Origin of the sequence: Campylobacter sp. US53, from assembly GCF_004378995.1 — a bacterium.
Classification (GTDB): domain Bacteria; phylum Campylobacterota; class Campylobacteria; order Campylobacterales; family Campylobacteraceae; genus Campylobacter_D; species Campylobacter_D jejuni.
This window is the reverse complement of record NZ_RYYH01000005.1, coordinates 133,114-145,300: the sequence shown is the minus strand read 5'-3', so window position 1 is coordinate 145,300 and position 12,187 is coordinate 133,114. Positions and strand designations below refer to the sequence as shown.

The window sequence follows — 12,187 nt, the reverse complement described above, 5'->3', positions numbered from 1 at the left end:
AGAAAGTCTAAACCAAAATTCTCTATACCCCCCCCCCGTGAAGTTAAAAAGCTTAATAGCTGGCATAGATGTCCTTGAATATTGATTATTATATTTTAACTATTTAACATTATTTGTAAATATTATTAAAAGTAAGGGTAATTATAATTATAATATTCTTAAATATATTAATTATAAATAAAATATTTAAATAATATTAATAATAAAAAGTTATTTTTTAATTTTATTTTTATAATATATTTAATATTGTTAAAAAGCTTCATTAAATTAAGATTGGACGGAAATTTTAATATAAGCTAAAAAGCGATATCAAAGAATTTCCGTTGTATAATCTAATGTTTTTTAAATGTAAAATATTTTTTAAGGTAAAGCGATGAAAATGCGTGTGTATTATGAAGATACTGATGCGGGTGGAGTGGTGTATCATAGTAATTATTTAAAATTTTGCGAGAGAGCAAGAAGTGAAATTTTTTTCAATAAAAAAGTAGATATTTTTGATGCGTCTAAGGGTCATTTTTTGCTTACAAAAGCAAATTGCAATTTCTTAAAACCTGCAAAACTTGGAGATATGATAGAGATTAAAACAAAAATTTTAGAAGTCAAAAATGCTTCTGTGGAAATTTTACAAGAAATTTATAAAGATGAAATTTTGCTTTTTAAAATGGAATTAACTTTAGCTTTTATTAAAAACGAAAAACCAGCTAGAATGAATATGCAGTTAAAAAAGCTCTTTGAAGAATTATTTTAATTCTTCAAAGCTTGCTTGTTTGCCTTGCATAAGCCGCACTTTGTAATCAACTTGAGAATTTTTGATTTTCTCATTAAATAAACTTTCGCTTTTTTTATTTAGGAATTCGGTATAAAAGTAATCAACTCCTATGCTAGAAGCATAAGCAATCCAGTTATAATCTATACTTTGATTAAAAATTTCATTAAGATAGACTAAGTTATCATCGTGGTTATTGATAGAATTAGCAATGATGAAATTTTCTCTATCTCCTTGTTGTGTTAAACTTAAAAATGTTGGATTATAGTTGATTTGAGTGGATAAAAGCACATAAGGATGAATGTTATAAATTCTTAGTTGAGAACTTGCTAGAGCTGTTTTGATCAATGGAGTGTTAAAAAATATTGAGGCATTATTAACTCCTCCTTGTGATCTTAAAAGCCTGCTAAAATCAAGCTTCTCGCCTTCTATGGTATATATTCTAGCATTATTATTTTGAGCAAGAATTCTTGAATTTAGATTGCTTGATAAGGCAGAACCATCGCTAAATATTGCGATATTAGCATTTGATTTGCTTAAAAGTGTGGCAATTTGAGCATCATAGTCAATACTTCCAAAAATAATATTTTGATTTGAAATTTGTATGTTGTTTTTATGGATAGTCGGTATGAAAATTTTCATATTTCCTGAGTAATTTTTCAACTCATTAGCACCTTTTAGAGTAAATCCAGCTATGGCATACTGATATCCTTGAGCTTGTGCTGCATCAAGTGCGGCTCGAATTTTATCATTATCTTCTGTACCGGTTAAAAAAACTTTTACTTTGATTTCAGCTCTTTGTCTTAAAAGATAGGCTATGCTTGAATTTATTATAGTATTTGAGTAGCTTTTTATGGTTTTTTCTGGGATAATTATCGCAAGTTTAACAGAAGTAATTTTTTGAACATTTTTTTCAAAATCAGTAATGGAATTTAATAATTTTACATAAACATTAGATAAAAATTGATCGTTTTGATCTACAAATTCACTTAAAAAACTGAGATACAATCTTGATTCTAAAAGATCAAAAAGACAGTTTGTGTTGCATTCTTGAACGCTTAATTTAGGATAAAAATTTTCAACAGGTTTTACATCGACTAATTTTTGCTCTTTTGCATTAAGCAAAAAGCAAGATAAGAAAAATATTAAAAATATTTTTTTCATAAAAATCCTTTAATTTTTTTTAAATCTTGTATGAAATTTTTTTCATAACTTGGATTTTTTTCTATAAAATCTAAATCATAACTTGGCATTATGAAAAAATTTTTATAAGCAAAAACTTCACCTTTTAAAATGTGATAATCTTTAAATCCCAAGCTTTTAAATGTGTATTCTCCTAGACAAAGCAAAAAAGCAGGTTGAATCAGTTTTAGTTCGTTCCAGAAAAATGGCAAGCAAGATTGTAGCGAAAAATCATCAAATTTTCCATTACAAAAACATTTAAATAAATAAGAAAAATAAAAATCTTCATCGCAAAGCCCTAAAATTTGATAAATATAGTGTTTTAATTTTTCACCTTTTTTTGAATTAAGTAAAATTCCACTTTCATTTTCACTCTTTTGCCCAAAAACATCAAGAATTAGCAATTTGGCATTTTTTATCTTAGGTTCCATAAGACTAAATTTTCTTGTTTTGGAAAATTGGCATAAGGTGCAAGATGAAACAAGTTGTTTTAATTCTTGAAAATTTTGTACTTGTTCAAAGTGGTTCATATGTGTATCAACAAACTTAAATCCCATAGCTTTTAAATAATAAAGACTTCTTATCATAAATCACACAATTTTTCTAAATTTTCTCCACTTAGACGATAATTTCTCCATTGTTTAAGATGTTTAGCGTTTAAACTTTCATAAAAATTAATACCTAAAATATTATCATTTAAGCAAACCCAGTCGAGTCTTTTTAAATTTTCTTTTTTGCAAATTTCTCCTAAAAATTTAAAAACAGTTTTTCCATAACCTTTTTTACGAAAATCTTCTCGTATATAAATATCTTCAAGATAAATTCCACCGCTGCCCCAAAAAGACGAAAAAGTATAAAAATAAATCATATAACCTATAGTTTTTTCATTTTCTTTTAACAAAAAAGCACGAGCAAATTTATTTTTTAGTAAAGAATGTTCTAGTTTTTCTTTCGTGCATTGAAGAAAATCTAACATATCTTCGTATTTTGCAAATTCTATGATCATTTCTTGTAAAATATCTAAATCTTCTTGTCTTAAATCAATAATTTTAAATTCTGACATTTTTAACCTTTTAAAAATAATTTCAAAATTTATCAAAAGAATTTAAAAATTACTCTTAATCAAAAGCAATTTATAAGTAAGATTAAGATAAAATACAAGTTTATTTTATAATTTTTTAAGGAAAAATCAAATGAAAAGAACTTATCAGCCGCATGGCACCCCAAGAAAACGCACTCACGGTTTCCGTGTTCGTATGAAAACTAAAAATGGTCGCAAGGTGATCAATGCAAGACGTGCTAAAGGTAGAAAAAGACTTGCTGTGTGAAAAATTTTGATAAATTTAGCACAAACGAGGAATTTTCATCTGTATATAAAGTAGGTAAAAAATGGCATTGCGAAGGTGTGATCATTTTTTATCTGAATAGTTATGAAAAAAAAATAGCAGTTGTTGCTAGTAAAAAAGTTGGAAAAGCAGTGATTAGAAATCGTTCAAAACGAATTTTAAGGGCTTTGTTTGCTAAGTTTGAAAGATATCTTCAAGATGGCAAATATATTTTTGTAGCTAAAAATGAAATCACTGAACTTTCTTTTTCTAGGTTAGAAAAAAATCTAAAATGGGGATTGAAAAAACTAGAATGTTTCAAATGATATGCCTAAAAATACTCCGTTTTTATCAGAAATTTTTAAGCCCTTTAAAACCCGCTGCTTGTAGGTATTATCCTAGTTGTTCTGAGTATGCGCTTTGGCAGTTTCAAAAAAAGAATTTTTTTCTAGCTTTTTTTTCTACTTTTTTTAGAATTTTAAGATGTAACCCTTTTTTTAAAGGGGGTTTTGATTATCCTAGAGTTTCTAAAAATTTTTATCCTATGAATTTATGTTTTAAGCCTATATTTTTAGCAAAAAAACAACTTTGTTTTTTATATATACCTTATAAAAATAAAAGTTTTTATCTTATAAAAATCATCTTTAAAAGGACAAATCAGTGAATAATTCAAATAATATTTTTCAGCAAAAGCGTATACTTTTAGCTGTTGTGATTTCTTTTTTATTTTTTGTTGTTTATGATTATTTTTTCATTCCAAAGCAACCTTTAAAAATAGAACAAAACATTACACAACAAAATCAACAAAACACAAGCATAAATAACACTCCTAATATACAAAATACCACCACAAATACTCCAAGTGCAGCTTTAGTTTCGCAAGATAGTGTGATATCTAAGGTTCAAAGCAAGCATTTTGAAGCACAAATTGACTCTTTTGGTAGAATTTCTGCTTTTTATTTGAAAGATAAAAAATACCAAAATGAGAAAGGAGAATTTATAAATCTTGTTAGCAAGGAAAATAGTCCTTATCCTTTAGAAATGCGTTTTAGTGATCCAAGTATTAACTCAGAGGCTTTTAAAATTCCTTATGTTGCTAACTCTAGCAATCTTTTTGTTGATGAAAATGGAAGTCAAGTTTTAAAACTCACTCAAAATCTTTCTGGATTGAAAATCGAAAAAGATATTACTTTTTATCCAAAAGGAAATTATGAGATAGAAGTTAAACTCAGCAAGAATGCAAATTATTTTATAAGTCCAGGATATCGTCCAAATATTGCCGTAGATAGTTATACAGTTCATGGTGCTTTGGTAATGGATAATAAAGAAACCATCGAAACTTATAAAGATGGAGATGTAGAAAAGGATGAAAGTGCTAATAATGTCGTAATGACTTCGGCTTTTGATAGATACTATGCAACTTTCTTTTATAATTTTGATAAACCTTTAAATGTGGTAATCAGCAAGGATGCTAATAAAAACCCTATAGTTTTTGCTTATAGTGATAATGAATTTAAAGTAGGGGGTTATATAGGTTCTAAAGAACATGTGATTTTAAGAAGTATAGATCCACGCCTTGAAGCAGTTGTTGAATATGGTTGGTTTACTTTTATTGCTAAGCCTATGTTTGAGTTTTTGAATTTCTTGCATCAGTATATAGGAAATTGGGGTTGGGCTATCGTTGTGATGACTTTAATTGTGCGTATTATTTTATTCCCGCTAACTTATAAGTCTATGATTTCTATGAATAAACTTAAAGATCTTGCTCCTAAAATGAAAGATATTAGAGAGCGTTACAAAGGCGATCCACAAAAAATGAATATGCACATGATGGAGCTTTATAAAAAACATGGTGCAAATCCTATGAGCGGTTGTTTGCCTATACTTTTACAAATTCCTATTTTCTTTGCTATTTATCGCGTTTTGCTTAATGCTATTGAGCTAAAAGCAGCTCCTTGGGCGTTTTGGATACATGATTTATCGGTAATGGATCCTTATTTTATTTTGCCTATTTTAATGGGTGCAACGATGTTTTTACAACAGCTTATTACACCTATGACTATGCAAGATCCTATGCAAGCTAAGATTATGAAATTTTTACCAGTGATTTTTACTTTTTTCTTTATCACTTTCCCAGCAGGACTTACGCTTTATTGGTTTGTAAATAACCTTTGTTCTTTGGTTCAACAATGGGTTATCAATAAAATATTTGCTAAAGAACATCACAAAAAACAAGTGGAGCATGAAAAATGAAAATCGAAGCCATTGATCTTCAAAGTGCCTTAACAGAAGCTTCAAGAAGTTTAGAATGTTCTGTTATGGACTTAGAATATGAGATTATTCAGCATCCAAGAAAAGGTTTTTTTGGATTTGGAAGAAAAAAGGCAATTATAGAGGCTAAAGCAAAAAAAAGGATTTTGAAAAAAAATCCTAAAAAAGAATTTACAAGTTCAAAAAATCACAAACCAGAAACACATGAGCCAAAACAAGAAAACAAGATTGAAATAAAAAATGAAAAAAATAAAAGTCAAAAAGAAAAATACACAGTAAAAAGTGATGAAATTTTTGATAGTTTTCATCGAGAAAGCAAAGGAGTGCGTAATACTCAGGATATTTTAGATGAGATTCGTATTCAGCTTGCAAAACTTTTAGAAAGCTCCCAGTTTAAAATAGAGCTTAGTGAACTTAAAATGTATAATGAAGATTGTGTTTTGATTCGATTGGATGGGGAAGATGCTGCTTTGATGATAGGCAAAGAAGCACATCGTTACAAGGCTATTTCTTATCTTTTGCATAATTGGATCAATTTAAAATATAATCTTTTAGTACGCCTTGAGATCGCTCAATTTTTAGAAAATCAAATTCAAGGTATGCAGCTTTATTTACAAAGCGTGATTGAAAAAATTAAAATTCATGGACGCGGACAAACCAAACCTTTAGATGGGGTTTTGATAAAAATCGCTTTAGAGCAGTTAAGAGCTGAATTTCCAGATAAGTATGTAGGAATTAAGCAAAATAATGATCAAAGATTTGTTGTAATAAACGACTTTTTCAAAAAAGATGAGTGATACTATAGCGGCTATTGCCACAGCTCATGGTGTGGGTTCGATTTCTATTGTAAGATTAAGCGGTGAAAGGGCTTTAGAATTTGCCTTAAAGCTTAGCCACAAAACCAAACTCACCCCCCGCCATGCTACTTTTACAAAACTTTTTAATCAAAATAATGAAATTATCGATGAAGCTATAATGATATATTTTAAAGCCCCTTATAGTTTTACAGGGGAAGATATAGTAGAGTTTCAAACTCATGGAGGATTTAGTGTGAGTGAAGTTTTACTCGAAGAACTTGTGAGTTTAGGAGCAAGACTTGCTTTAGCAGGGGAATTTAGCAAAAGAGCGTGTTTAAATGGCAAAATGACTCCTTTAAAAGCTTTAAATATACAAGATCTCATACTTTCAAAATCTGCACTTGCAGCTAAAATTATAGCACGCAACATGCAAGGAAACTTAGGAGAACTTTTAGAAAAAATTCGCACAGATTTGGTTAAAACCTTGGCTTTTGTAGAAACTAGCATTGATTATGCTGATGATGATTTACCTTCTGATTTATTAGAACAAATTTCTACTATGTGTGAAGAAAATTCTAAAATTTTAAAAGAAATTTATACACTTTCTCAAAGCAAAAAAGGACTCATAGAAGGTTTTAAAATCGCTATTGTAGGTAAGCCAAATGTAGGCAAATCTTCGCTTTTAAATGCCTTGCTTTCTTATGAAAGAGCTATTGTTTCAGATATAGCAGGCACCACTCGTGATACTATAGAAGAGAGCTTTAAATTAGGAACGCATTTATTACGCATTATAGATACAGCGGGTATTAGGGAAAGTAAAGATGCTATAGAACAAATCGGCGTAGCTTTAAGTAAAAAAAGTTTAGAAGATGCAGATATTATTTTGGCAGTCTTTGATGCTTCAAGAGTGCAAGATAAAGAAGATGAGAAAATTTTTGACTTATTGGCAAATACTGATAAAAAAATCTTTTGGATTTTAAATAAAAGTGATTTAGAAAATGTTTTCAAAAATACTCAAAATAAAAATTTTATCAAGCTTAGTGCTCAAAAAGACATCACTTTGTTAAAAGAAGAATTGCAAAATTATCTTAATTCTTTTGATAGCGAAGGTATTATGGTAAGTTCTTTAGATCTTATTAATGCTTGTAAAATTTCAAGTGAAGCGATTTTTAGAGCTAAAGGGCTTTTAGAGGAAAGTTCTTTAGAACTTTTTGCTTTTGAACTTAATTTAGCTATTAATGAACTTGCAAGATTTACCAAAGATTTTCAAAGAGATGAAATTTTAGACGAAATGTTTGGTAATTTTTGTTTAGGAAAATGAAAGGATAAAAATGGATAAAGAAACCATAAAAGCACATAAAATCAGCGATGAAGAATATGCACAAATTTTAGAAATTTTAGGACGAGAACCAAATCTGTTAGAACTTGGGGTTATTTCTGCGATGTGGAGTGAGCATTGTTCTTATAAATCCAGCAAAAAATATCTTAATGGTTTTCCAACTAAAGCACCTTGGGTGATTCAAGGCCCAGGTGAAAACGCAGGGGTTATTGATATCGGGCAAGGTATGGCAGCAGTTTTTAAAGTAGAAAGTCACAATCATCCTAGCTTTATCGAACCTTTTGCAGGTGCGGCTACAGGAGTAGGGGGAATTTTGCGTGATGTTTTTACTATGGGTGCAAGAGTGGTTGCGGGGCTAAATTCTTTAAAATTTGGCGATATTCATGATGAAAAATGCGGCAAACATCAAAAATACCTTGTTAAAGGTGTGGTAAATGGAATTTCTCATTATGGAAATTGCATGGGTGTGCCAACTATAGGTGGAGAATGTGCTTTTGATGAGTGTTTTAATGGAAATATCTTAGTTAATGCCTTTGCTTTAGGGATTTGTAAAAGTGAAGATATCTTTTATGCTAAGGCTGAAGGTGTAGGAAATCCTGTGATTTATGTGGGTTCAAAAACAGGGCGTGATGGACTTGGTGGAGCGGTTATGGCAAGTGATAGCTTCAATGAAGAAAGCAAATCTTTGCGTCCTACAGTGCAAATTGGCGATCCCTTCAGTGAAAAACTTCTTATGGAGGCTTGTTTAGAGCTTTTTAAAACCGATTATATTGTAGGTATTCAAGATATGGGTGCTGCAGGGCTTACTTCAAGTTCTTTTGAAATGGCAGGAAGAAGTGGCAGTGGCATGAAACTTTACTTAGATAAAACTCCTATGCGTGAAAGCGGTATGACCCCTTATGAGTTAATGCTTAGCGAGTCCCAAGAAAGAATGCTTATTTGTGCGAAAAAAGGCTATGAAGATAAGGTTATAGAAATTTTCAAAAAATGGGATTTAGATGCTGTGGTTATGGGTGAAGTTACCAATACAGGAAAAATGGAGCTTTTTTGGCATGATGAGCTTGTAGGACTTATTCCTATCGAGCCTTTAAGTGAAAAAGCGCCGATTTTAAGCCGTCCTATAAGTGAGCCAAGGTATTTAAGTGAAATTAAAGACTATAAATTTGAGTTAAAATCAAGCGTTCAAGAGCTTTTTATACAAATGCTTCAAAATGAAAATATTAATAATAAAGCTTTTATTTATGATCAATTTGATTCAAGCGTGCAAACCAATACCATAAAAGCTGATGGAAAATTAGGTGCTAGTGCTATTCGTATCAAAGAAAATGGTGCAAGTGTGGCTATGGCTATAGAATGTAATTCACGCTTAAATTATGTAAATCCTAAAATAGGAGCAGCTTTAGCAGTAGCTTCTGCAGGAAGAAAAGTTGCTTGCACAGGAGCTAAGCCTTTGGCAATAAGTGATTGTTTAAATTATGGAAATCCGCAAAATCCTGAAGTGATGTGGCAATTTGCACAAGGTTGCGAAGGTATTAAAGAAGCTTGTAAAGAGTTAAATACCCCAGTAGTAAGTGGCAATGTTTCACTTTATAATGAAACTGAAGGCGTAAGTATTTATCCAAGTCCTACTATAGTAAGCGTAGGGGTTTTAGAAGATGCAAATAAAACCTTAAAAGCTAGTTTTGAAAAAGAAAATTTAAGCGTTTATCTTTTAGGTGAAAGTTTAGGAGAATTTGGCGGATCTATGGTAATGAAAATCCAAGATAAAAAAGTATCAGGAAGTCTTAAAGAGCTTGATTATAAAGCTGAACTTGCACTTTGGGATTTACTTTATAAAGCCAATCAAAATTCTTTACTTGAGTGTGCCAATAGCGTAGGAATAGGGGGTATTGCTATGACTTTGGCAAAAATGTTTGCTATTTCTAGTGTAGGTGCAAATTTAACAAGTGATTTTGATGATGAAAAAATGATTTTTGATGAGAGTGCAAGTCGTGCTATAGTAGGACTTAGCAAAGAAAATGAAGAAGCTTTTTTAAATTTAGCTAAAGAATTTGGAGTAAAAGCTTATAAATTAGGTGTGAGTACAAGCCAAAAACATTTTAAACTTGATAGCATTGAGTTAAGCAAGGCTGAACTTGATAAGCTTTATTTTGAAAGTTTTAAAGAGCAAATCCAATGACTTTAGTTTTAATTATACTCGTTGTTTTGGTGTTTTACTGGTATTATAAAACTTGGGGAAAACAGGATTTTTTAAACTCAGCTACAAAAGGAGCCAAAGGCTTTGCTAAGGGTTTTGCTCGTGGGGTTATGGAAGAAAGAATGGATGAGTTTAAAAGGCGTATGAATTACTATATTATCGCACTTTTGGCAAAAATTGCAAAAAGCGATGGCAGAGTAAGTGAAAATGAAGCTGAAATGATCAAAGATCTTTTAGATGCAAATGCTAAAGATGAAAAAGAAAGAGCTTTTTTAAAAGCAAGTTTTAACGAACATAAAGAAAATTTAAGCGATGCTTTTTATGTGGCAAAAGATTTTTTAAAAGAAGTGCCTTTACCTAAAAATGAGCGTTTTAATGTCTTGCGTGTGCTTGTTTTTATGGCTTTAATCGATGCAGATTTTAATGCTAAAAAGCGTGAAATTTTAGAGCAAATCGCTAAAGCCTTTGATATAGCAAAAAGCGAACTAGACGCTTTTATAGCAAGTCTTTCAAATTTAAAAAGTACTAAAAAAGAATTAAGTCTTGATGAAGCTTTTGCTATTTTAGAACTTCCAAATAATGCGGATTTAAATGCGGTAAAAAAACAATACCGCAATTTAGCAAAAAAATACCATCCTGATATTTTAAACGCAAACAATGTCAACGAAGAAGAGCTTAAAATCGGCGTAGAGAAATTTCAAAAAATCAACGAAGCTTATGAAAAAGTTAAAAAACATTTAGAAAGGTAAAAATGAGAGCATTACTTAGTGTGAGTGATAAAGAAGGCATAGTAGAATTTGGCAAAGATCTTGAAAATTTAGGTTTTGAGATTCTTTCAACTGGGGGGACTTTTAAGCTTTTAAAAGAAAATGGAATAAAAGTTATAGAAGTGAGTGATTTTACAAAGAGTCCTGAGCTTTTTGAAGGGCGTGTGAAGACTTTACACCCTAAGATTCACGGTGGGATTTTGCATAAAAGAAGCGATGAAAATCATATCAAACAAGCAAAAGAAAATGAAATTTTAGGCATTGATCTAGTTTGTGTAAATTTATATCCTTTTAAAAAAACTACCATCATGAGCGATGATTTTGATGAAATTATAGAAAATATCGACATAGGCGGACCTGCGATGATAAGAAGTGCAGCAAAGAACTATAAAGATGTGATGGTACTTTGCGATCCGCTTGATTATGAAAAAGTGATTGAGACTTTAAAAAAAGGTCAAAATGATGAGAATTTTCGTTTAAATTTGATGATAAAAGCTTATGAGCATACGGCAAATTATGATGCTTATATTGCAAATTATATGAATGAACGCTTTAACGGAGGTTTTGGAGCGAGTAAATTTATAGTAGGACAAAAAGTATTTGATATAAAATATGGAGAAAATCCACATCAAAAAGGGGCTTTATATGAGTTTGATGCCTTTTTTAGTGCAAATTTCAAAGCCCTTAAAGGCGAAGCAAGTTTTAATAATCTAACCGATATTAACGCAGCTTTAAACTTAGCTAGTAGTTTTGATAAAGCTCCAGCTATTGCTATAGTAAAACATGGAAATCCTTGCGGTTTTGCTATAAAAGAAAATTTAGTACAAAGCTATATGCATGCTTTAAAATGCGATAGTGTCAGTGCTTATGGGGGAGTGGTTGCAATCAATGGAACTCTTGATGAGGCTTTAGCAAATAAAATCAATGAAATTTATGTAGAAGTAATCATCGCAGCCAATGTAGACGAAAAAGCTTTAGCTGTGTTTGAAGGTAAAAAACGCATTAAAATTTTCACTCAAGAAAGTCCGTTTTTAATCCGCAGTTTTGATAAATATGATTTTAAACATATTGATGGGGGTTTTGTGTATCAAAATAGCGATGAAGTGGGCGAAGATGAACTTAAAAATGCCAAGCTTATGAGTCAAAGAGAGGCAAACAAGGAAGAATTAAAAGATCTTGAAATCGCTATGAAAATAGCAGCATTTACCAAATCAAACAATGTTGTTTATGTAAAAAATGGTGCTATGGTGGCTATAGGTATGGGTATGACAAGTAGAATCGATGCAGCAAAGGCAGCAATCGCTAAAGCTAAAGAAATGGGGCTTGATTTGCAAGGTTGCGTTTTGGCAAGTGAAGCCTTTTTTCCTTTTAGAGATAGCATAGATGAAGCAAGTAAAGTAGGGGTTAAGGCTATAGTAGAACCAGGCGGAAGTATAAGAGATGATGAAGTGGTAAAAGCAGCCGATGAGTATGGTATGGCGCTTTATTTTACAGGAGTAAGACATTTCTTACATTAAGTTTAATGGAATGTTATGTTTTTTAC

Annotated in this window: 13 protein-coding genes; 10 read left to right on the top strand and 3 right to left on the bottom strand. The window is 30.7% G+C overall.

What is annotated here, in order from left to right; genetic code table 11:
• Positions 1-373 precede the first annotated feature (373 nt).
• Positions 374-748 (top strand): YbgC/FadM family acyl-CoA thioesterase, encoded by a 375-nt coding sequence (locus ELQ05_RS05445; RefSeq protein ID WP_070300814.1) that lies wholly within the window; start codon positions 374-376, stop codon positions 746-748.
• On the opposite strand, the gene ELQ05_RS05440 is transcribed toward ELQ05_RS05445, so the two are convergent.
• From ELQ05_RS05440 to ELQ05_RS05435, 3 genes are read right to left on the bottom strand one after another with little or no spacing between them, the layout of a single operon-like run.
• A complete protein-coding gene (locus tag ELQ05_RS05440; RefSeq protein ID WP_070300813.1) occupies positions 740-1,930 on the bottom strand; it encodes a hypothetical protein in 1,191 nt (396 codons plus the stop codon). The genes ELQ05_RS05445 and ELQ05_RS05440 overlap by 9 nt on opposite strands.
• Positions 1,927-2,535 carry a uracil-DNA glycosylase family protein gene (locus tag ELQ05_RS08310; RefSeq protein ID WP_070300812.1) on the bottom strand — a complete coding sequence of 203 codons (609 nt, stop codon included), beginning with the start codon at positions 2,533-2,535 and terminating at the stop codon, positions 1,927-1,929. The genes ELQ05_RS05440 and ELQ05_RS08310 overlap by 4 nt, the downstream gene beginning before the upstream one ends.
• Positions 2,532-3,011 carry a GNAT family N-acetyltransferase gene (locus ELQ05_RS05435; protein WP_070300811.1) on the bottom strand — a complete coding sequence of 160 codons (480 nt, stop codon included), beginning with the start codon at positions 3,009-3,011 and terminating at the stop codon, positions 2,532-2,534. The genes ELQ05_RS08310 and ELQ05_RS05435 overlap by 4 nt, the downstream gene beginning before the upstream one ends.
• Positions 3,012-3,141: 130 nt before the next feature.
• On the opposite strand from ELQ05_RS05435, the gene rpmH reads away from it, so the two are divergent.
• From rpmH to purH, 9 genes are read left to right on the top strand one after another with little or no spacing between them, the layout of a single operon-like run.
• Complete coding sequence (rpmH, locus tag ELQ05_RS05430; RefSeq protein ID WP_002776864.1) at positions 3,142-3,276, top strand: 50S ribosomal protein L34; 135 nt, start codon at positions 3,142-3,144, stop codon at positions 3,274-3,276.
• Positions 3,273-3,599, top strand: a complete 327-nt coding sequence (gene rnpA / locus ELQ05_RS05425) for a ribonuclease P protein component (protein ID WP_002934425.1) — start codon at positions 3,273-3,275, stop codon at positions 3,597-3,599. Before rpmH ends, rnpA begins: the two co-directional genes overlap by 4 nt.
• A complete protein-coding gene (gene yidD, locus ELQ05_RS05420) occupies positions 3,596-3,937 on the top strand; it encodes a membrane protein insertion efficiency factor YidD (RefSeq protein ID WP_002865962.1) in 342 nt (113 codons plus the stop codon). The genes rnpA and yidD overlap by 4 nt, the downstream gene beginning before the upstream one ends.
• Positions 3,934-5,526 carry a membrane protein insertase YidC gene (gene yidC / locus ELQ05_RS05415; RefSeq protein WP_134239982.1) on the top strand — a complete coding sequence of 531 codons (1,593 nt, stop codon included), beginning with the start codon at positions 3,934-3,936 and terminating at the stop codon, positions 5,524-5,526. The genes yidD and yidC overlap by 4 nt, the downstream gene beginning before the upstream one ends.
• Positions 5,523-6,341, top strand: coding sequence for a Jag N-terminal domain-containing protein (locus ELQ05_RS05410; RefSeq protein ID WP_070316494.1), 819 nt, complete (start codon positions 5,523-5,525; stop codon positions 6,339-6,341). The genes yidC and ELQ05_RS05410 overlap by 4 nt, the downstream gene beginning before the upstream one ends.
• Complete coding sequence (gene mnmE / locus ELQ05_RS05405) at positions 6,334-7,662, top strand: tRNA uridine-5-carboxymethylaminomethyl(34) synthesis GTPase MnmE (protein ID WP_002866894.1); 1,329 nt, start codon at positions 6,334-6,336, stop codon at positions 7,660-7,662. Before ELQ05_RS05410 ends, mnmE begins: the two co-directional genes overlap by 8 nt.
• Positions 7,663-7,672: 10 nt before the next feature.
• The gene (gene purL, locus ELQ05_RS05400) at positions 7,673-9,859 is read left to right on the top strand and encodes a phosphoribosylformylglycinamidine synthase subunit PurL (RefSeq protein ID WP_002934422.1); all 2,187 of its coding nucleotides are present in this window, start codon (positions 7,673-7,675) and stop codon (positions 9,857-9,859) included.
• Positions 9,856-10,626, top strand: a complete 771-nt coding sequence (locus ELQ05_RS05395) for a DnaJ family molecular chaperone (protein ID WP_002934420.1) — start codon at positions 9,856-9,858, stop codon at positions 10,624-10,626. The genes purL and ELQ05_RS05395 overlap by 4 nt, the downstream gene beginning before the upstream one ends.
• Before the next feature lie 2 nt (positions 10,627-10,628).
• The gene (purH, locus tag ELQ05_RS05390; protein WP_096703167.1) at positions 10,629-12,161 is read left to right on the top strand and encodes a bifunctional phosphoribosylaminoimidazolecarboxamide formyltransferase/IMP cyclohydrolase; all 1,533 of its coding nucleotides are present in this window, start codon (positions 10,629-10,631) and stop codon (positions 12,159-12,161) included.
• The last annotated feature ends 26 nt before the right edge of the window (positions 12,162-12,187 follow it).

Excerpts from the sequence above, each read along its gene's own strand:
- purH (WP_096703167.1), top strand. The coding sequence starts at position 10,629 with ATGAGAGCATTACTTAGTGTGAGTGATAAAGAAGGCATAGTAGAATTT.
- ELQ05_RS05445 (WP_070300814.1), top strand. The coding sequence starts at position 374 with ATGAAAATGCGTGTGTATTATGAAGATACTGATGCGGGTGGAGTGGTG.
- purL (WP_002934422.1), top strand. The coding sequence starts at position 7,673 with ATGGATAAAGAAACCATAAAAGCACATAAAATCAGCGATGAAGAATAT.
- rpmH (WP_002776864.1), top strand. The coding sequence starts at position 3,142 with ATGAAAAGAACTTATCAGCCGCATGGCACCCCAAGAAAACGCACTCAC.
- mnmE (WP_002866894.1), top strand. The coding sequence starts at position 6,334 with ATGAGTGATACTATAGCGGCTATTGCCACAGCTCATGGTGTGGGTTCG.
- yidD (WP_002865962.1), top strand. The coding sequence starts at position 3,596 with ATGATATGCCTAAAAATACTCCGTTTTTATCAGAAATTTTTAAGCCCT.
- ELQ05_RS05410 (WP_070316494.1), top strand. The coding sequence starts at position 5,523 with ATGAAAATCGAAGCCATTGATCTTCAAAGTGCCTTAACAGAAGCTTCA.
- ELQ05_RS05440 (WP_070300813.1), bottom strand. The coding sequence starts at position 1,930 with ATGAAAAAAATATTTTTAATATTTTTCTTATCTTGCTTTTTGCTTAAT.
- ELQ05_RS05395 (WP_002934420.1), top strand. The coding sequence starts at position 9,856 with ATGACTTTAGTTTTAATTATACTCGTTGTTTTGGTGTTTTACTGGTAT.
- ELQ05_RS05435 (WP_070300811.1), bottom strand. The coding sequence starts at position 3,011 with ATGTCAGAATTTAAAATTATTGATTTAAGACAAGAAGATTTAGATATT.
- ELQ05_RS08310 (WP_070300812.1), bottom strand. The coding sequence starts at position 2,535 with ATGATAAGAAGTCTTTATTATTTAAAAGCTATGGGATTTAAGTTTGTT.